At 65.2% G+C, this 18,699-nt stretch carries 24 protein-coding genes; 15 read left to right on the forward strand and 9 right to left on the reverse strand.

Annotated elements, in window-relative coordinates; translation table 11 throughout:
• The first annotated feature begins 70 nt into the window (after positions 1-70).
• Positions 71-217, forward strand: coding sequence for a hypothetical protein (locus QOJ24_RS12445; protein ID WP_526261548.1), 147 nt, complete (start codon positions 71-73; stop codon positions 215-217).
• Between the two features lie 4 nt (positions 218-221).
• Here QOJ24_RS12445 and pstB read toward each other — a convergent pair whose 3' ends face one another.
• The 6 genes from pstB to QOJ24_RS12475 all read right to left on the reverse strand — a co-directional run bounded on the left by pstB (position 222) and on the right by QOJ24_RS12475 (position 5,983).
• Positions 222-998: a phosphate ABC transporter ATP-binding protein PstB gene (pstB, locus tag QOJ24_RS12450; RefSeq protein WP_526261550.1), complete on the reverse strand. Its 777-nt coding sequence runs from the start codon at positions 996-998 to the stop codon at positions 222-224.
• A gap of 22 nt (positions 999-1,020) precedes the next feature.
• Entirely contained in the window at positions 1,021-1,935 is a 915-nt protein-coding gene (pstA, locus tag QOJ24_RS12455; RefSeq protein WP_526261552.1) for a phosphate ABC transporter permease PstA, read from the reverse strand.
• Complete coding sequence (gene pstC / locus QOJ24_RS12460; protein WP_526261554.1) at positions 1,932-2,987, reverse strand: phosphate ABC transporter permease subunit PstC; 1,056 nt, start codon at positions 2,985-2,987, stop codon at positions 1,932-1,934. The genes pstA and pstC overlap by 4 nt, the downstream gene beginning before the upstream one ends.
• A 48-nt stretch (positions 2,988-3,035) precedes the next feature.
• On the reverse strand, positions 3,036-4,163 hold the full coding sequence (gene pstS / locus QOJ24_RS12465; RefSeq protein WP_526261556.1) for a phosphate ABC transporter substrate-binding protein PstS: 1,128 nt from the start codon (positions 4,161-4,163) through the stop codon (positions 3,036-3,038).
• Positions 4,164-4,319: 156 nt separating this feature from the next.
• Positions 4,320-5,210 (reverse strand): mycothiol synthase, encoded by an 891-nt coding sequence (mshD, locus tag QOJ24_RS12470; RefSeq protein ID WP_526261558.1) that lies wholly within the window; start codon positions 5,208-5,210, stop codon positions 4,320-4,322.
• Entirely contained in the window at positions 5,207-5,983 is a 777-nt protein-coding gene (locus QOJ24_RS12475) for a winged helix-turn-helix domain-containing protein (protein ID WP_526261559.1), read from the reverse strand. The genes mshD and QOJ24_RS12475 overlap by 4 nt, the downstream gene beginning before the upstream one ends.
• Before the next feature lie 111 nt (positions 5,984-6,094).
• Here QOJ24_RS12475 and lmeA point away from each other — a divergent pair, with 111 nt between their 5' ends.
• The 9 genes from lmeA (at position 6,095) to QOJ24_RS12520 (ending at position 10,818) form a co-directional block, all read left to right on the forward strand.
• The gene (gene lmeA, locus QOJ24_RS12480) at positions 6,095-6,946 is read left to right on the forward strand and encodes a mannan chain length control protein LmeA (RefSeq protein WP_526261561.1); all 852 of its coding nucleotides are present in this window, start codon (positions 6,095-6,097) and stop codon (positions 6,944-6,946) included.
• Positions 6,946-7,377 (forward strand): thioredoxin family protein, encoded by a 432-nt coding sequence (locus tag QOJ24_RS12485; protein ID WP_526261563.1) that lies wholly within the window; start codon positions 6,946-6,948, stop codon positions 7,375-7,377. Before lmeA ends, QOJ24_RS12485 begins: the two co-directional genes overlap by 1 nt.
• Positions 7,378-7,382: 5 nt before the next feature.
• Positions 7,383-7,499 carry an Ms5788A family Cys-rich leader peptide gene (locus QOJ24_RS12490; RefSeq protein ID WP_526261565.1) on the forward strand — a complete coding sequence of 39 codons (117 nt, stop codon included), beginning with the start codon at positions 7,383-7,385 and terminating at the stop codon, positions 7,497-7,499.
• A gap of 90 nt (positions 7,500-7,589) precedes the next feature.
• Positions 7,590-8,063, forward strand: a complete 474-nt coding sequence (locus QOJ24_RS12495) for a DUF4395 family protein (protein WP_526261567.1) — start codon at positions 7,590-7,592, stop codon at positions 8,061-8,063.
• 38 nt (positions 8,064-8,101) lie between these two features.
• Entirely contained in the window at positions 8,102-8,935 is an 834-nt protein-coding gene (locus QOJ24_RS12500) for a sulfurtransferase (protein ID WP_526261569.1), read from the forward strand.
• Position 8,936: 1 nt separating this feature from the next.
• A complete protein-coding gene (locus QOJ24_RS12505; RefSeq protein WP_526261571.1) occupies positions 8,937-9,239 on the forward strand; it encodes a DUF1416 domain-containing protein in 303 nt (100 codons plus the stop codon).
• Between the two features lie 122 nt (positions 9,240-9,361).
• A complete protein-coding gene (locus QOJ24_RS12510; protein WP_526261573.1) occupies positions 9,362-10,018 on the forward strand; it encodes a nitrobindin family protein in 657 nt (218 codons plus the stop codon).
• Entirely contained in the window at positions 10,018-10,278 is a 261-nt protein-coding gene (locus QOJ24_RS12515; RefSeq protein WP_526261575.1) for a hypothetical protein, read from the forward strand. Before QOJ24_RS12510 ends, QOJ24_RS12515 begins: the two co-directional genes overlap by 1 nt.
• Before the next feature lie 45 nt (positions 10,279-10,323).
• The gene (locus tag QOJ24_RS12520; RefSeq protein WP_526261577.1) at positions 10,324-10,818 is read left to right on the forward strand and encodes a GNAT family N-acetyltransferase; all 495 of its coding nucleotides are present in this window, start codon (positions 10,324-10,326) and stop codon (positions 10,816-10,818) included.
• 304 nt (positions 10,819-11,122) lie between these two features.
• On the opposite strand, the gene QOJ24_RS12525 is transcribed toward QOJ24_RS12520, so the two are convergent.
• The gene (locus QOJ24_RS12525) at positions 11,123-12,880 is read right to left on the reverse strand and encodes a DUF885 family protein (protein WP_526261579.1); all 1,758 of its coding nucleotides are present in this window, start codon (positions 12,878-12,880) and stop codon (positions 11,123-11,125) included.
• Between the two features lie 132 nt (positions 12,881-13,012).
• Between QOJ24_RS12525 and QOJ24_RS12530 the strand changes: the two genes are divergently transcribed.
• Positions 13,013-13,690 carry a class I SAM-dependent methyltransferase gene (locus tag QOJ24_RS12530; protein WP_526261581.1) on the forward strand — a complete coding sequence of 226 codons (678 nt, stop codon included), beginning with the start codon at positions 13,013-13,015 and terminating at the stop codon, positions 13,688-13,690.
• 6 nt (positions 13,691-13,696) lie between these two features.
• On the opposite strand, the gene QOJ24_RS12535 is transcribed toward QOJ24_RS12530, so the two are convergent.
• Positions 13,697-14,575: an aminodeoxychorismate lyase gene (locus tag QOJ24_RS12535; RefSeq protein ID WP_526261583.1), complete on the reverse strand. Its 879-nt coding sequence runs from the start codon at positions 14,573-14,575 to the stop codon at positions 13,697-13,699.
• A 33-nt stretch (positions 14,576-14,608) separates the two neighbouring features.
• Between QOJ24_RS12535 and ygfZ the strand changes: the two genes are divergently transcribed.
• Positions 14,609-15,682 (forward strand): CAF17-like 4Fe-4S cluster assembly/insertion protein YgfZ, encoded by a 1,074-nt coding sequence (ygfZ, locus tag QOJ24_RS12540; RefSeq protein ID WP_526261585.1) that lies wholly within the window; start codon positions 14,609-14,611, stop codon positions 15,680-15,682.
• A gap of 135 nt (positions 15,683-15,817) precedes the next feature.
• Positions 15,818-16,015, forward strand: coding sequence for a DUF3073 family protein (locus QOJ24_RS12545; RefSeq protein ID WP_526261587.1), 198 nt, complete (start codon positions 15,818-15,820; stop codon positions 16,013-16,015).
• Between the two features lie 12 nt (positions 16,016-16,027).
• On the opposite strand, the gene purM is transcribed toward QOJ24_RS12545, so the two are convergent.
• Complete coding sequence (gene purM / locus QOJ24_RS12550; RefSeq protein ID WP_526261589.1) at positions 16,028-17,101, reverse strand: phosphoribosylformylglycinamidine cyclo-ligase; 1,074 nt, start codon at positions 17,099-17,101, stop codon at positions 16,028-16,030.
• Positions 17,102-17,210: 109 nt separating this feature from the next.
• On the opposite strand from purM, the gene QOJ24_RS12555 reads away from it, so the two are divergent.
• Positions 17,211-17,645 (forward strand): cupin domain-containing protein, encoded by a 435-nt coding sequence (locus QOJ24_RS12555; protein WP_526261591.1) that lies wholly within the window; start codon positions 17,211-17,213, stop codon positions 17,643-17,645.
• 71 nt (positions 17,646-17,716) lie between these two features.
• Positions 17,717-18,697, forward strand: coding sequence for an NAD(P)H-binding protein (locus QOJ24_RS12560; protein WP_526261593.1), 981 nt, complete (start codon positions 17,717-17,719; stop codon positions 18,695-18,697).
• Positions 18,698-18,699 lie beyond the last annotated feature (2 nt).

The following is an 18,699-nucleotide window of genomic DNA, read 5'->3' on the forward strand; positions in this document are numbered from 1 at the left end:
GAGCCGCGCGACGTCGCGGACGTCGAGCACGTCGATATCCCCGTACTGATCAAATCGCACTGCTCTGCTCATGACAGTTACGAACGGCTTTGTTCGCGAGCTATTCCCCGGGGCTGATGCGGACACCGACCTTTTCGGCCTTCATCAGGTCGCCGACGTGGAACGGGCGTGGACGGCCGCAGAACCGTCCGGCACCAGGGTGGTGTTGACTCCCTAGTCCTCTAGCCGAATCGACCCGAGATGTAGTCCTCTGTTGCCTTTTGCCTCGGGTTCGAGAAGATCTTCTCGGTGTCGTCGATCTCGATCAGCTTCCCGGGCCTGCCCGTTGCCTCGAGGTTGAAGAACGCCGTCTGGTCACTCACCCGCGCAGCCTGTTGCATGTTGTGCGTGACGATCACAATCGTGTAGTCCTGCTTGAGCTCGGCGATCAGGTCCTCGATCGCCAGTGTCGAGATCGGGTCGAGTGCCGAACAGGGCTCATCCATCAGCAGCACATCGGGCTGCACGGCGATCGCACGGGCGATGCACAGCCGCTGTTGCTGGCCGCCGGACAGCCCACCACCGGGCTTGTCCAGACGGTCCTTGACCTCGGTCCACAGGTTCGCGCCCTTGAGCGACTTCTCCGCGACCTCGTCGAGTGCCTTCTTGTTGCGGACGCCTTGCAGCCTGAGGCCTGCCACTACGTTGTCGCGGATTGACATGGTGGGGAACGGATTCGGTCGCTGGAACACCATGCCGATGGTTTTGCGGACACCGACAGGATCGACGCCCGCGCCGTAGACATTCTCACCGTCCAGGAGCACCGACCCTTCAACGCGCGCACCGGGAATGACCTCGTGCATCCGGTTCAGCGTGCGCAGCACGGTGGACTTGCCGCAGCCCGATGGGCCGATGAAGGCCGTCACGCTTCGCGGCGGAACCGCCATCGACACATCCGCCACGGCGTGGAACGACCCGTAGTAGATATTGACGTCCTTGAGGTCGAGACGCTTGGCCATGGTCGTATACTCCTAAACCTGTTCAGACCTTTTTGGGGGCGAAGAACTTTGCGATGAACCGCGCGCCGACATTGAGCAGCGCGATCAGCACGATGAGCGTGAGCGCGGCGCCCCAAAGCCGGTCCGTGGGAACCGGATTCGCGCCTGCGCCGGCCGATGTCTGGTCATACATCATGCCCGGCAGCGACCCCATGAACCCGCTGAACATATCGAAGTTCATCGCCTGGGCGTATCCGACCAGGATCAGCAGTGGCGCCGTCTCCCCCATGACGCGGGCGAGAGCGAGCAGTATGCCGGTGACGATGCCCGACAACGCCGTCGGGATGACAATGGAGGAGATCGTTCTCCACTTGGGCACGCCGAGTGCATAGCTCGCTTCGCGTAGATCCATCGGAACGATGCGAAGCATCTCTTCGGTGGAGCGAACGATCACCGGGATCATCAAGAGCACCAGCGCAAGCGACACCGCAAATCCCGAACGCTGGAAGCCCAGCGTCGCGACCCAGAGCGCGTAAATGAACAACGCCGCCACGATCGACGGAACCCCGGTGAGGATGTCCACCATGAACGTGGTGATCTTGCCGAGTTTCGTGCCACCGCCGTACTCGACCAGGTAGATGCCGACGAACACGCCGACGGGAATCGAGATGATGGCACACACCAAGCCCTGCAACAGGGTTCCGACAATCGCGTGGTACGCGCCACCGCCGGCCTGGAACGCCGTCATGCCCGCCTGCGAATGGAACCACCACGTGCTCGACGTGACAGCGCCGATCCCCTTGACGACCACCGTGTAAAGCACCCAGATCAACGGCACCATGGCGATCGCCACCGACAGCGTGACCAACACCGTTGCGACATTGTCGGCGACCTTGCGACGCAGGCTCAGCTTCTGGAAGGTCGGCGCCTTGACCGGCTGGTCCAGTGTCGCCGTCATGACTTGCTCCTTCCGGCGACGGCCGCCCGTGCCAGCGAGTTGACGATGAAGGTCAGTATGAACAGCACCAGGCCCGCCGCGATGTACGCGCCTGCTTTGTACTGGTCGTTGAATTCCGAAGCGGCAGCGGCGATCTTGCTCGCAAAGGTGTATCCGGCATCGAACAGCGACCAGCCGAATGCCTGCTGTGTGCCGCGCAGGACGATCAGCAGCGCGATCGTCTCGCCGAGCGCGCGGCCGAGGCCGAGCATCGCGCCGCTGATGTAACCCGACAACCCGAACGGCAGCACGGTCGTCTTCACGACCTCCCACCGGGTGGCGCCCAGCGCAAGGGCCGCCTCGATCTGCCCGCGTGGCGTCTGAACGAACACTTCCCGGGTGACCGCTGTGATGATCGGCAGGATCATCACCGCAAGCACGATCCCTGCGGTGAAGATCGTGCCGCCGCCTGCGACGGACGCGTTGCCGGTCTGAAACAGGAAGAGCCAGCTGAGATTCTGGTTCAGCCACATCGCGAGTGGCTTGATCGCCGGTGCAAGCACATACAGACCCCAGACGCCGTAGATGATCGACGGCACGGCAGCCAGCAGGTCGACCATGTAAGCCAGCGGACCCGCCACTCGCCGCGGCGCGTACTGCGTCAGGAAGATCGCGATCCCCAGCGCCACCGGCATCGCGAGAAGCAGTGCGAACACCGAAACGAAGACGGTGACCTGGAGCAGATCGAGGATGCCGAACTGCATCGTCGACGTGTCGGTGGTGACCCAGTTCCCGCTGTAGAGGAAGAAATTCTGCTCGTTGCGGGCCAGCGCGGGGATGGCGCGCCACAGCAGAAACGCCCCGATCGCCGCGATGATGACGACGATGAGAATGCCGGACCCTTCGGCGAGGCCACGAAACACCCGGTCGCCGACCCGAACCTTTGCGCCCTTCGACGGGTCGGTCGAGATGGGCGCTGGCTCGGGAAAGGGTGACGCAATGACCTCACCCGATCCCGCATCTCCAGGATTCGGTAGCCCGCTAGCGTCCGTCACATCGAGCCTATCGGTCATCGGTTCCGGCACCCATCCTCACCGTAGTCCAGCAGATGCGCTACGTAACTAAGCGATTGCGTCCACGGACTTCAGCAGTCGCTCCTTGAAAGCGTCCGGCAGCGGGACATAGCCTGCCGCCGACAGGTTGGCCTGGCCCTCGTTGGCCGACACAGTCAAAAACGATTTCACCGCCGCAGCGGTGTCGGCGTCGTATCCCTTGGAGCAGACGATCTCGTAGGTTGCCAGCATCAGTGGGTAGACACCGGCTTCCTTGCTCGCGTACAGCGCGTTCAGGTCCAGCGTCAGGTCGTTGCCTTCGGACTTGAACTTCGCAGTGTCGACGGCCTTCTGGGTCGACTCGTCGGTGAGCTCGACGGCCCCGCCTCCGCTATCGATCTGGGCCACCTTGAGGCCGGCCTGCTGCGCGAAACCCTTCTCCACGTAGCCGATCGAGCCGGGGGTGGCCTGGATAGCCTGCACGACGCCGGATGACTTTTGCGCGCCTTCACCTGCGCCGCCCTGGAACTCTTTGCCCGCGCCCTTCGTCCAGGCCTGCGGCGCGGCGGCGCCGAGGTACTTCTGGAAGTTGTCGGTGGTGCCCGAGGAGTCCGAGCGGTAGACCGGCTTGATGTCCGCGTCGGGCAGCGTGGCTCCGGAGTTCAGCGCGGCGATGGCCGGATCATTCCACTTCTTGATCTGGCCACTGAAGATTTTGGCGAGCACATCACCGTTGACGACGAGCTTGTCGGCACCCTCCACGTTGAACGCCATCGCGACCGGACCGAACACCAGCGGCAGATTCCACGCCTCCCCGCCGCCACAGCGGTCGGCGGCCTTGGCTACCTGATCATCTTTCAGTGCCGAGTCGGACCCGGCGAAGTCGACCTGTTTGGCGAGGAACTGGTCGACGCCCGCGCCCGAACCGGTCGGGTTGTACGCCAGCGTCTTGCCGGAGCAGACCTGGCCCCACACCTTGCTGAATTCCGCGATCGCGTTCTGCTGAGCGGTCGAGCCCTCGGCGGTCAGCGAGTTCTTGCCCGCGCAGTCGGCGGATGGCGACGCGGTCCCCGACGCAGCGGAGGAGGAGCTCGAGCCCGCGTTATTGTCGCTTCCGCAAGCAGACAGTGTCAGCGCGGCGAGTGCCGCGATAGACAGCGTCGTTCCGAACGCCTTGCCAATGCTGTTGAACTTCACTTACTCCCACTTTCCTCGAGGAATTCTGACGGGCTTGCGACTCCCCGGCAACGTATGCGGCCGCGGTGGACGGCCATGGCACGGAAGGTGAACGAACGGTGAACAGGTACAGCTATTTGCTGGGGGTTCCCCCAGCTTGCGAGGGGACTAGCACGGTTAGACGGCGGCGTAAGCGACGTCGATGCTGAACACTTCGAAACCCAGCCGCCGATAGGTGTTCACCGCCGCCGAGTTATCTGCCTCGACGTAAAGCAGCACCGTTGCCTGGGAATCACCTGAAAGCCGATCCGCCAGATGATGCAACCCGATCAGCGTCAGGGTCGCCCCGATGCCCCGGCCTTGCGCGGCCGGATCGACGCCGACCACGTACACCTCGCCGAGATGATCGTTGTGCACCTTCGTCCAGTGGAAGCCGAGCAGCTGACCGATCTCCTCGTCGAACGCCATGAACAAACCACCGGGCTCGAACCAGGCCTCGGCCCGTCGCTCAGCGATATCGGCATCCGTCCAGCCGCCCTGCTCGGGGTGCCAGGCGAAGGCGGCGTTGTTGACGCGCAGGAGATCGGCGTCGTCGTCGGCGCCGCGGTAGGTGTCGATACGGACACCGGACGGGAACCTCACCGGCGGTAGATCACTGAGTGGGCGACGCATCTGCAGCAGCTCGCGGGCCGGTTCGAGGCCCACGGCCCTCGCCGTCGCGCGCGCGGCCTCCAGATCGCCGTGCGCCCAGATGCGGGTGCCCTCGCCGCCCTCGGCCAATGCCGCACGGGCCATGGCCGATCCGATGCCGCGCCTGCGCGCGTGCGGATGGACGACGAGCTCGGCCATCGGAGGGTCCTCGTCTGTCGCCGCTGCGAGGTCGAGGTAGCCGACGACGGCATCGCCGTCGAGCGCCACCAGGTGCCGGGTGCGGTCCTGAGAAAGGGCGCGCAGGACCTGTTCACCGACTGGCGCAACGCCGTCCGTCGACTTGGCTGCGGCAATCAGTTCCCTGATTGCGTGCTGGTCTTGGTCATTAAGGACAGAGCGCCAGGAATACGAGATCACTGACTGCGAAGTGGGTCAGCGAGCTCTTCGGGCAGGACGATGGGCGGGTCATAGGCGTCGTCGATGTCGTCGGGCGCATCCGCACCTGCCGCGGGCGTGCGACCCCTTGCCGGACGCACAGCCTTGTATCCGACGTTGCGCACGGTGCCGATCAAGGACTCGTACTCGGTGCCGAGCTTGGCGCGCAGCCGGCGCACATGGACGTCGACCGTGCGGGTGCCGCCGAAGAAGTCGTAGCCCCAGACTTCCTGGAGCAACTGCGCCCGGGTGAACACCCGGCCTGCATGCTGTGCCAAATATTTCAGCAGCTCGAATTCCTTGTAGGTGAGGTCCAGTGGGCGACCGCGCAGTCGGGCCGTGTAGGTGCCCTCATCGATGACGAGCTCGCCGAGGCTGACCTTGCCCGCATTCTCCTGGCTGGCCGCACCGCCGCGGCGACCGACCAATAAGCGCAGTCGCGCGTCGATCTCGGCGGGCCCGGTGCTCGGCAACAGAATTTCGTCGAGCCCCCATTCCACGTTGACCGCGACAAGGCCACCCTCGTTAACCACGGCCACAACGGGAACCGACGTCCCTGTGGTTCCGAGCAGCCGGCACAGCCCGCGCGCGGCGGCCAGATCAGCGCGCGCATCCACGATCGCGATATCCGCGCTGCCCGCCTCCAGCAACGAGGAAACTTCGGTAGGCGCAGTTCGCACGTGGTGGGCAAGCAGCGACAACGAGGGCAGCACCGACTCCGGATGCGGGTCAGCGGTTAATAGCAGCAGATCCAAGGGGCCCTCCAGCGTGCCGGGCAGTATTGACGGACATCGCTGTCTGTGGATACCTCCCAGATTCGTAGCCGACATCTGGGCGTTACCGGTGCACTAACGATAACCCGACACATGCTGATTAGCCGCGCCGAGCAGGGCGGGCTTGCGGCGGTGGGCCAGAATGTCGGGGTGCACAAGCTGGTGATCGGGGCGATATCGGCGGTGGCCGCGGTGGCGATCGCGGCGGTCGGCGCCGACTTCAGCGCAGCCATCTACGCCGAATATCGCCTGGCCAGGGCTGTTCGCAGCGAAGCGCAGCTGAACTTCGACCCGTGGGTCGGCATCATCGGCTTTCCGTTCATTTCGCAGGCCAGAGGCAGGCATTACAGCCAGATCGAGATTCGTGCGAATGGTGTAGATCACCCCGTAGCAGGCAAGGTGTCTTACGAGGCCACCCTGTATTCGATCGACCTGCCGGAGGATTCCTGGCTGATCGACGCCAGCACAAAACTCGCGGTCGCCAAGGTCGAGAGCCGCACGATGATCGACTCCACCCATCTGGGCCGTTTCATGGGCATCCCCGATCTGCTGGTGGAGACGCCCCTCAAGGAAGCCAACAACCCCACCGGCGGCACCACCGAATCAGGCATCTCGAGCAATAAAGCCCTGGTCTTCACCGGTACGCCCAAGTCGGCCGGTTTCGACGAGCGGGTGAGCATCGCAGTGGACCTCTCCGTCGCGGGCCCGGATCAGACGACGCTGGTGTTCACCGCGACGGGTGTGCTCACCGGGGCGGGCACCGCCGACCAGCAGGTGCCAGAGGACAAGACGCAGGCCGTGCTCGCCGCCTTCACCACCGCCCTGCCCGGGCTGAAGCTGCCCTTCGACATCGCCCCAACCAGCGAAGGGGCCCGGGGATCCGATGTCATCATCGAAGGCATCGCCGAGGGAGTAACCGTGACGCTGGATGAGTTCACACAATAATGAGCCCTTCACTCGCCGTCGTCGTGGTCGTGCTCATCGCGGCTTTTGGGCTGGCCTATGTGATCAACAGGCTGATCGCGCTGCGGGCCGGGCTGCTCAAGGACACCACATCCGCCGCCGGTTCAGACACCGTGGACACATCTGATCTGGGCCTGTCCGACACCGGGCCGACCATCGTGCATTTCAGCGCGGTCTGGTGCGGGCCGTGCGCCGGGGTGCGGCGGGTGGTCGACCAGGTCTGCGATGAGCTGCCCGCAGTGGCGCATGTGGAGATCGACATGGACGCCAATCCGGCCGCCGCCAGGCGACTTTCGGTGCTGTCTTTGCCGACCACATTCGTGTTCGACGCCGACGGTCGCCAGCGCTACCGGGTCGCCGGCGTCCCGACCGCCGCTGACCTGCGGTCGGCGCTCGACCCGCTGTTGGCTTGATCACCATGTCATTGGGTAAGCTGTGCCGCGTGTCCGCCCGCCTCCAGGTGATGCTCACCAAGCGCCGCGCAGTCGATCTGTGCCGCGTCGCGGGTTGCTGTTGTTGTTGTCGTAGCTGCTGAGCAGTCGCGCTTTCCAGCGTGCTCGCTCGCAGCGGCCCGATGTGGCCGCTCGCTCCCAGCCTTATCCGACACAACAGGAATGTGACTTTCATGGGATCACCAACCAAGACCGCGCAGGATGTCGACCAGGTCGACGTTCGTGGGCCCCGGTTCGCGGCATGGGTGACGACGGCGGTTCTGGTGGTCACGTTGATCGTGTCCAGTGTGAGCCTCGACGCGGCTGCTGTGATCCTGGCAGTGCAGGCCGTCGTCTTCGCCGTCGGCGCGGTCGGTGGGCCGCGCAAGCACCCCTATGGCCTGATTTTCGCCAAGCTCGTCGCTCCCCGTCTGGCCCCGGTCACCGAGAAGGAGCCGGTGCCGCCGCTCAAGTTCGCCCAGCTGGTCGGTTTTGTGTTCGCCGTTGTCGGCGCCGCCGGATTCGGCACGGGTCTGGGCGCCCTCGGGCTAATAGCGACCGGATTCGCTTTGGTCGCGGCGTTCCTCAACGCCGCCTTCGCCATCTGCCTTGGCTGCCAGCTCTACCCGCTGATCGCGCGTCTGCGTCGATTGGGGGTCCCCGCGTGATAACCACCAAATATCAAGCAACCGAAAGGATCTCCTCCATGGCACGCTCCGACGTCCTGGTCACGACTGACTGGGCCGAGAGCAATCTCGATGCGCCGAACACCGTCTTCGTCGAGGTCGACGAAGATGCGTCCGCCTACGACGGCGGACACATCGCCGGCGCGGTGAAGCTGGACTGGAAGACCGACCTGCAGGATGCCGTCAAGCGCGATTTCGTTGACGCACAGCAGTTCTCGAAGCTGCTGTCCGACCGCGGCATCAGCAACGACGACACCGTGATCCTCTACGGAGGCAACAACAACTGGTTCGCCGCATACGCGTACTGGTACTTCAAGCTCTACGGCCACGACAAGGTCAAGCTGCTCGACGGTGGCCGCAAGAAGTGGGAGCTCGACGGACGGCCGCTGTCGGCCGATGCCGTGAGCCGGCCCGCCACCAGCTACACCGCCAAGCAGCCGGACAACAGCATCCGCGCGTTCCGCGACGAGGTCATTGCCGCCATCCACGAGAAGAATCTCGTGGACGTCCGCTCGCCGGACGAATTCTCCGGCAAGATCCTGGCCCCGGCACATCTACCGCAGGAGCAGAGCCAGCGGCCGGGACACATCCCGAGCGCCATCAACGTCCCGTGGAGCAAGGCGGCCAACGAGGAAGGCACCTTCAAGTCCGACGACGAGCTGGCCAAGCTGTACGCCGAGGCCGGGCTGGACGGTGAGAAGGAGACCATCGCGTACTGCCGCATCGGGGAGCGCTCGTCACACACCTGGTTTGTACTGCAGGAACTCCTCGGCCACAAGAACGTGAAGAACTACGACGGCAGTTGGACGGAATACGGCTCCCTTGTGGGTGCCCCTATTGAGTTGGGAAGTTGATATGTGCTCTGCACCTAAGCAAGGACAGACGCTGCCTGCCGGTGTCGACCTCGAGAAGGAAACGGTGATCACCGGTCGCGTCGTCGACGGCTCCGGTCAGACGGTCGGTGGCGCGTTCGTGCGCCTGCTCGACAGCTCTGACGAGTTCACCGCCGAGGTGGTCGCATCGGCCACCGGTGACTTCCGGTTCTTCGCCGCGCCCGGCACCTGGACACTGCGTGCGCTGTCACCGGCGGGCAACGGTGACGCCAGCGTCGCGCCGTCGGGTGCCGGCATCCACGAGGTCGACGTCAAGGTCGCATAGCGGCGAGGGCGGACTAGACTCTCGCCCGTGGTGTTGTTCTACGAACTCCTGCTCGTGGCGGCCGCTGTGGTCATCACCTGGTTCGCGCTGTATGCGCTGTATCGGCTCATCACCGACGAATCGTGACGTCTGAAGAGAGCCCCGTCGCCGGGGGATCGGGCGACCGGGCGGTTGCCGCCGCTGTCGAACGGGCCAGGGTGACCGCTGCCCGCAATATCCCCACGTTCTCCGACCTGCCCGCACCTTCCGACACCGCCAACCTGCGCAAGGGCGAAGACCTGAACAATGCGCTGCTTGCGCTGCTGCCGCTGGTCGGCGTGTGGCGTGGCGAGGGTGAAGGCCGCGGAGCCCAGGGCGACTACCGATTCGGGCAGCAGATCATCGTGTCCCACGACGGCGGCGACTACCTGATCTGGGAAGCGCGGTCGTGGCGGCTGACGGAGTCCGGGGACTACGAAGAGCGCGGAATGCGGGAGTCGGGTTTTTGGCGGTTCGTCGACGATCCGAACGATCCGGCAGAGTCCCAGGCGATCGAGTTGCTGTTGGCCCACTCCGCCGGCTACGTCGAGTTGTTCTACGGCAGACCGCTCAACCAGTCGTCGTGGGAACTGGCTACCGATGCGTTGGCACGCACCAAGTCCGGGATGCTCGTCGGTGGCGCGAAAAGGTTGTACGGCATTGTCGAGGGGGGCGATTTGGCTTACGTCGAGGAGCGCGTTGACGCCGATGGCGGACTCGTGCCGCATCTGTCGGCCAGGCTGACGAGGTTCGTGGGCTGATGCGCAGGGTTCGGTTGGCCGCGGTTCTCGCCGCGGCAGTTATCGTCGCAGGCTGTTCATCGTCGAATGACGCCCCGTCCAAGGAGTCGTCGACACCCGCACCCGGGGGTCATGGGACCTATGCGAAATGCCTTCAGGATCACGGCGTTTCGGCTCCGCCCGGTCCCGTCGCGGGTCCGCCGCCGGGCTCCGACGAGGCGACCTGGCGCAAGGCCAACGAGGCGTGCGCGTCGCTGGCGCCTGGCCCGGACGCCGGCTAGCCGAACGATTCCGCCGAATCATTGCACGCCGCATAGGGTCAGGCCATGGCAGAGGTTGCTCTCCGGCCCGCCACGTCGGCCGACGCGGACGCGGTGGCACAGATCTGGCGGGAGGGCTGGCACGACGGGCACCTCGGCCATGTCCCAGCCGCCCTCGTAGAGGTGCGAACATCCGAGTCGTTCTTACAACGCGCCGCTGACCGGGTTGGCGACACCACCGTCGCCGTCGTCGACGGCGTTATCGCGGGCTTCACGATGGTGACCGGCGACGAGGTCGAACAGGTGTATGTTGCGCGGTCACAGCGAGGCTCTGGAGTCGCTGCGCTACTGCTCGACGATGCCCGTCGCAGGATCGGAGATGCCGGGCATGCGGTCGCGTGGCTCGCCGTCGCGACGGGTAACGAGCGGGCTCGATGTTTCTATCAGCGGTCCGGGTGGACCGACGAGGGGGCATTCGACTATGCGGCGTCAACCGATTCGGGCAGCACGCCGGTGCCCTGCCACCTGTACACGGTCCGCACTCAGCGTTTGTCGCGCTGACTCCGCAACCTCGACGCCGAGGAGGCCTGGCGCGAAGGCGCGGTGGTCCTGCTCCGGATATGGTGCGGCCCCCGAGCCGCTGTTCCTGGTTGGACAAACCGAGAGGCTCGGGGGCCGGGTGACTGCGGGGAATTCGCCAGCGCGCGCGGGTGACTCCCCGGTGCTGCTAGCTCGCAGCCACCTCACATGTCCATAAGTCAATCAATTTGTCGGACCACCTCCTTCCCTGTGTACCGACGAAGCTACCACCGCTCACAAAGTGGCTGCCAGCAATTTTTTTCCGCTCGATTTTTCCCGCACTGCCCTAGAACGGATCGCCGATCTCCCCCAGCATCGCCTTCCGGATCAGCGGCAACGGCAGCGGCCCGAGTTTGATGAAGTTGTCGTGGAAATCCTTCAGTGAGTACTTCTGGCCCATCTTCGCCTTGTAGTCCTCGCGCAGCTTCATGATCATCAGCTTGCCCATCGTGTAGTAGCCGTATGTCGCGTCAGATGTTCCGCGTTTGGCCTCCGACTCGGCGACCGGTTCCGGCTGGTATGCCTGCTCGACGAACGTGTTCTGCGCCTGCTCGACCGTCATGCCCTGGGTGTGCATCTTGATGCCGACGATGAAGCGGACGTCACGAAGCAGCGCGTCCTGAACCTCCGCCAGCCGGTAGCGCGGATCGTCGGCGTGCAGACCCTCATCGAGCACCATCTGCTCGCAGTAGTGTGCCCAGCCCTCGAAGTTGCTCGACGTGGCGAAGACCTTCCGGACGTCGGACGGGTAGTCCTTGGCGAAGAGGAACTGCACGTAGTGGCCCGGCCACACCTCGTGCACCGAAACATTGCTGATCGAGGGCCGGTACCACTGCGACATGAAGTCGTCCTGCTCTTCCTTCGACCATGTCGGGTCGGGCAGCGTCATCATGAAGTAGGCCTCGGTCGCGACCTTCTCGAACGGGCCGGGGGTGTCCATCGCCGCTGAGGTCGTCGCGCGCATGAACGGCGGCGTCTCCACCACCTTCGCGGGAGGCGCATGCGGAATGTCGATGATCTGTTTCTCGCGGACGAACCGGGCGAGGCTGTCAAGGCCGCTCTGCGTGACGGCCAGCAGCTCCGAGGGCGGCGGAAAGTCTTTAGCCACGTCCGCGAGCACCTCGGGCGGCGTCTTCGTCGGGTCAACCCGTCGCGCAGCCTCGGTGAACGCCTGCTGGTTGCTCTTCAGGTCCGCCTCGGCGGCGGACAGCAGGTCGGGAAGCGGGGTGGTGATCATCTCGTCGGCGGCGAGCACCTTCTCGTAGGTGTCCGCGCCGTAGGCGAACGAGCCGTTGGACCGGTTGAGCAGGTCGTCCTGCAGCCATGACTTGTAGTCCTCGAGCGCTGCGATGACAGCGTCCTTGGCGGCGTTGAACTCGGCAAGTACCGCAGGGTCTTTGACACCCTCGAACGCCGCAGGCACATCTTCGGCGAAGAAGTCACGGTTGCCGTCGACCTGATCGATGGCGATCTCGGTGTAGACCCGTGGTGGGTTGTCGAGGTTCTTGCGGGCCTCGGCAAGAGCACCGGGCATCAACTTCATACGGGCCGTCAGTGACTTGAGGCGTTGCTCCGGCGGTGCGAACGTGCGCGAGATCATCACGTAAGCGTCGTTGGTGATTCCGCTGCTGTAGATGTCTGGATCCTTGGTCTGGGGGCGGATGACCTCGTTGCGTAACAACATGCCGTCGAGAGTGTTCTTGGTCTGCACCAAGTCGAGCTGCGCCTCGGACGAAAGCGCTTGCGCGTCAACGGCATCGAGTTTCCCTCGGAACGCTCTTATGGCCTGGACGTCGGCCTTGACGCTCGCCGAGGAATAGTCGGCAATCAGGTCGTCGTACCTGTGGATGCCGAGGTATGTCGCAGTCGACGGATCTTGCTTGTAGTAGAACTCGAGAACCTCTCCCGCGAGCCGGCGGAAGGCGCCGTCACCGGACCCCGCCGCTGGGGTCGCAGGTTCGCCTTGGCTGCTGCATCCCTGCGCGCACGTCAGCAATACGAGCGCAACGAGTGCACACGCGATCGATCTGCCGAGCTTTCCCATCACCCATCCCCCGTCCCACCCGTTTGTTGCAGCCTAGTTGGGCCGACCGGTGAAGGAAGGTGGATTGAACTCTGCGACTGGGGTTCCCGCCCGTCGGTATGATTGGCGCGCCGATCTGACTAGGAGCAAAACATGGCGTTGGCGCCGTTCGACGAGATCACCGCGATCTATACGTCGTTTCACGCGTGGACCTACGAGGTGATAGTCGCGCCCGCGGTCTACCTGTCACGTCATGTGATCGACGAACGGTTTTTGCCACATCTCCCCCATAACGGCCGCGTCCTCGACGTGGGCTGCGGTGGCGCCAAATTCACCAAGTACGTCGCCGATCAGCGACCCGACGTCGACATCGTCGGCATCGACCTGTCCGAGCCTCAGCTCACACGAGCCTCAAAGCTGCTGCGGGGCTACGGCGATCGGGTTCGATTCGAGCTGGGTGATGCGACACAGCTGAAGTTCCCGGATGCCAGCTTCGATGGCGTGCTGAGCTACGGCTCCATCAAACACTGGACGTCACAGGACGCCGGCCTCGCCGAGTGCTTGCGCGTCCTCAAGCCAGGGGGTCCGTTGTTGGTCACCGACGCGGACCGCAGCGCCACCTTCGAGGACTGTCAGCGTTTCATCGCCAACTACGCAAGTCCACGTTTCCTCGGCGGTCCCAACCTCGCGTTTTTTCGCACTTGGATTGCGGGGCGCTCGCTCGACGTGGACGATCTGCGCGACCTCGCGAGCCGGATAGATCTCGCGGACAAGGACGTCAGTCGCATCCCGGAGTTTCCGCTGCTTATGCTGTCCGGCCGAAAACCCTGACGGCGCTCAACGATCGCTGACGATCGCGGCGTCGACCAGTTCACTGATCTCGGTGGCGATCGGCGAATGCCGCAGCGGTTTGCCGTCCAGGGTGTGCACCCGTGCCGCGAGGGTGATGCTGGAAACGAGCCAAACTCCTTGTGCAGCAAGAAGATCAGCCGATCGCAAGGCCTTGTAGTCACAGTCGTAGCCCTTGTTGCGGGCCACCTCGAACAGGGCCTGCTGGGTGGTGCCTCGAAGGATCGGATACCAGGGCGGCGGGGTGAGCAGAGCCAGCCGTCCGTCGATCTCGGTGGCGATGACGACCGTCGACCGCGGCCCTTCAAGGACGTTTCCCTCGGAACTGATGAAGATGACGTCGCCGGCGCCCTGGCGTTCGGCGTGCCGCAGCGCGGCCATATTCACCGCGTACGACAGCGTTTTGGCGCCTGCCAACAGCCACGGCATGTCGGAGGCGGCCTCGGCGGGCAGCGAGCGGGCGAGGGTCACCGCCGCCACCCCGTGCGCGCGTGCCTCCGCGACCCTCCCTGCCACCGCGCCGATCATCGCGAATGCCGTCGGATTCGATCCGCTTTCGCGTCCACGGCTGTAGATCAGCCGGAGTACACCTTCACCGCCGCCCCGTTCGGTCCACGCGGCCGTCGCGGCCGCGATCGCGGTACGCCAGCGCGACAGATCGGGTTCTGGAAGGTCCATCATCCGCGCCGACTGCGCCAACCGCCCCAGATGGGACTCGAGCAGGCACGGCCGTCCGTCGCGCACGAGCAGTGACTCGAAGATGCCGTCGCCGCGCACCGCGGCCAGGTCGTCGGCGTGCAGCAGTGGTGTCCGCGGATCCCGCAGTTGCCCGTCGAGCGTGACCACAACGCCCGGTTCGCTCGCCATGGCCAAGAAGCGTAGCGCCGTACAGTTGGACCTATGTCAGCAGTTCCCGCACCTGAAACGGGACCCGACGCAGGCGCCGTGTGGCACTACGGCGACCCGCTCGGCGAGCAGCGCGCCGCGATGAGCGCTGCGGTCGTGGTCGACCGTTCCCATCGAGCGGTGATCGAGCTGACGGGTGGCGAGCGGAAGAGTTGGCTGCACAGTATTTCCACCCAGCACGTCAGCGAGCTGGCCGACGGCTCGGTCACCCAGAATCTGAGCCTCGACGGCCAGGGCCGTGTCGAAGATCACTGGATTCAGACCGAGCTCGGCGACGTCACCTACCTCGACACCGAATCCTGGCGCGGCGAGCCGTTGCTGACCTATCTACGCAAGATGGTGTTCTGGGCCGACGTCGCCGTCGCGCCTGCGGACCTGGCCGTGTTGTCGCTTCTGGGCCCCCAGCTGGCCGACGGGCGGGTGCTCGACGCGCTCGGACTCGGTTCGCTGCCAGCTGAAAACACTGCGAAGGCACTGCCCGGCGGCGGCTTCGTCCGCCGTTTGGGCGGGCCGGGCCTTGAACTCGACCTCGTCGTACCGCGCGATCAGACCGCCGACTGGAAGGACCGGTTGACCGCTGCGGGCGTGCGGCTGGCAGGCACCTGGGCCTACGAGGCGTACCGGGTGGCTGGCCTGCGACCGCGGCTCGGGGTCGACACCGACGAGCGGACGATCCCGCACGAGGTCGGCTGGATCGGCGACGCCGTGCACCTCGACAAGGGCTGCTACCGCGGGCAGGAAACCGTCGCGCGGGTCCATAACCTCGGGAAACCGCCCCGCATGTTGGTGCTGCTGCATCTCGACGGGTCCACGGACCGACCCGCGACAGGCGATCCGGTACTCGCGGGCGGCCGTGCGGTCGGCCGCGTCGGCACCGTCGTCGACCACGTTGATCTCGGCCCCGTTGCGCTCGCACTCCTCAAACGCGGGCTGCCCGCGGACACGGCGCTGACAACCGGGGGCGAGGTCGAGGTGCCTGCCGTGATCGACGCGGACACCCTGCCAGCCGCCAACACCACCGGAGCCGGCCGGCTGGCGGTCGAGCGGCTGCGGGGCGGCACGCGGTGACCCGATACGCGCTCAGACGGCCCTGCCAGCGCTGCGCGGACGGGCACGGTAAAGTGTTGGCAGGACAATAAACACACACAGATCGGAGCCGCCTTCTAATTGGGCCGCTCCGTTATTGCGCGAGGGGGTCCCCCCATGGGCCGCGGCCGGGCTAAGGCAAAGCAGACCAAGGTTGCTCGTGAGCTCAAATACAGCTCACCGCAGACCGATTTCGAGCGGCTCCGGCAAGAGCTGGCCGGGTCGGAACCGACCGATACCGATGACCGAAACGGCTCGGGCGGCGGTACTCTCGCCGACGATGAGTGGGTTCCAGAGGACGATTGGCGCCGATAGGCGCCTTTTTCCTCAAAAGCGTGGGTGCTGACCCACGAGTTGGGCCCGCGGGCCGTCTTTGCTGCCTTTGGTGACGGTGCCCAGAATCCAGCAGTTCAGATGCCGGGCAGTCAGGATCGCGAGTGCGCGGTCGGTGTCCTCGGGTGCGACGACGGCGATCATGCCCACACCCATGTTGAACGTCTTCTCCATCTCGACCCGGTCGATGCGGCCGCGCTGGGCGATCATGCCGAACACCGGCGCGGGGGTCCACGTGCCGCGATCCACCTCGCCCAACAGCCCCTGCGGGACGACACGTTCCAAGTTGCCCGCCAGACCTCCACCGGTGACGTGGCAGAACGTGCGCACTTGGGTCTCGGCGGCCAGCGCCAGGCAGTCCTTCGCGTAGATGCGGGTGGGCTCGAGCAACTCCTCGCCCAGCGTGCGACCGAACTCCTCGACGTGCCCGGCGAGGTTCATCCGGTCGATGTCCAGAAGCACCTTGCGGGCCAGCGAGTAACCGTTGGAGTGCAGTCCGGTGGAGCCCATTCCGATAATCACGTCGCCTGGTTTGACGCGGTCGGGACCGAGCACGTCGTCAGCCTCCACGATGCCCACACCGGTCGCCGAGATGTCGTAGTGGTCGGGCGCCATCAGCCCGGGATGTTCGGCGGTCTCACCGCCGAGCAGGGCACAGCCCGCGATCACGCAGCCGTTGGCGATTCCGCCGACCAATTCGCTCACCCGCTCGGGGACGGTGCGGCCGACGGCGATGTAGTCCTGCAGAAACAGCGGCTCGGCACCGCATACGACAAGGTCGTCGACCACCATGGCGACGAGGTCGAGGCCGACGGTGTCGTGCTTGTCCATCGCCTGCGCCACGGCGAGCTTGGTGCCGACGCCGTCGGTCGAGCTGGCCAGCACCGGCTCGCGGTAGCCGCCACGCAGCGCGAACAGCCCGGCGAATCCACCGAGGCCACCGCGTACCTCGGGCCTGGTCGCCTTGCTGGCCAGCGGTTTGAAGAGTTCGACGGCGCGGTCACCAGCTTCGATGTCCACCCCGGCCGATGCATAGGAGATGCCGTGTTGTGCGGCGCGATCCGTCATCGCGACCAAATCTACCGGGCCAGGCGTCCGCACGGTATTCGCCGCTCGCTGCGCGTTATTAACGCCGACATCCCGCACGATCAGCGACGGTATGACACCGTGACCGTCCATGACGGAACTTCGCTTGTTTGCGATGGCCGCCGCGGTATGCGCGGCCGTATCGGTCGGATTTGCCGGCCCCGCGGCCGCCACCCCCCCGCGAGACACCGAGGGCACTGTGCTGTGGCAGATGACCGACGATGGCAAGGACTACGTGTTCCGGGAGATCACCATCGCTCCCGGCGGTAGCACCGGATGGCATTCCCATGACGGCCAGTTGTTCGGCGTGGTCAAGGAAGGCGTACTGATGCACAACCGGGCCGACTGCACGATGGACGGCTTTTATGTCGCCGGCCAGAGCATCGCGGAAAAGGGCGGCCCCGGCTACGTGCATATCGGGCGGAACGTCGGCCCGGGACCGCTGGTTCTGCAGGTCCTTTACATCGATCCAGTCGGGGCGCCGTTGTCCGACGATGCGCCGGACCCAGGTTGCGGGTTTGCCTGATGCCCGAAGTGGACATCCGCGGGTCTATCGGCTCCGAATAACTTGAATGGTTTCAATGGAAGGAGGTCTGAGTGTCTGCGGAGGAAATTCGCGCCGTCGTGACGGGCGCAACCGGCTACATCGGTAGTCGGCTGGTACCACAACTACTGGATGCCGGGCTGACTGTGCGAGCGATGGCGCGCAATCCCGACAAGCTCGCCGACGCGCCGTGGCGTGACGACGTCGAGGTGGTTCGTGGCGACCTGACCGAGGCGGACTCATTGACCGACGCATTCGACGGCGCGGACGTCGTCTACTACCTGGTGCATTCGATGGGCACGTCGAAGGACTTCGTCGCCGAGGAGGCGCAGTCGGCACGCAACGTGGTCTCGGCGGCGCAGAAGGCCGGCGTCCGGCGTCTGGTGTACCTGAGCGGCCTCCATCCCGAGGGCGTCAAGCTCTCTCGACATCTGTCGTCGCGCGCCGAGGTCGGTGAGATCCTCATCGACTCGGGCATCGAGACTGTGGTGCTGCAGGCCGGCATCGTGATCGGTTCGGGGTCGGCGTCGTTCGAGATGATTCGCCACCTCACCGACCGCCTCCCGGCGATGACGACGCCGAAGTGGGTGCACAACAAGATCCAGCCGATCGCGATCGGCGACGTGCTCGACTACCTGGCCCGGGCTGCCACGGCGGACGTGCCGAAGTCACGGACCTGGGATGTGGGCGGACCCGACGTGATGGAGTACGGCGACGCGATGCAGGGCTACGCCGCCGTCGCGGGCCTCCGGCGCCGCCTCATCGTCGTGCTGCCCCTTTTGACCCCCTCGATCGCCAGTTGGTGGGTGGGTCTGGTGACGCCGATCCCGTCGGGCCTGGCGCGCCCCCTTGTCGAATCCCTCGAATGCGACGCCGTGATGCTGAACCACGACATCGACGATTTCATCCCGCCACCCCAAGGCGGGCTGACGGGATACCGCGAATCGGTGGCGCAGGCGCTTAAAGAAGACGGCACCGCACCCAGCGACGGACGCCGTCACTTACTGAAGTTCAGTCCAACTGCGCCGCAGTAGAT

The sequence above is a fragment of the Mycobacterium sp. genome, from assembly GCF_032159775.1.
In the GTDB taxonomy this organism is placed as follows: domain Bacteria; phylum Actinomycetota; class Actinomycetes; order Mycobacteriales; family Mycobacteriaceae; genus Mycobacterium.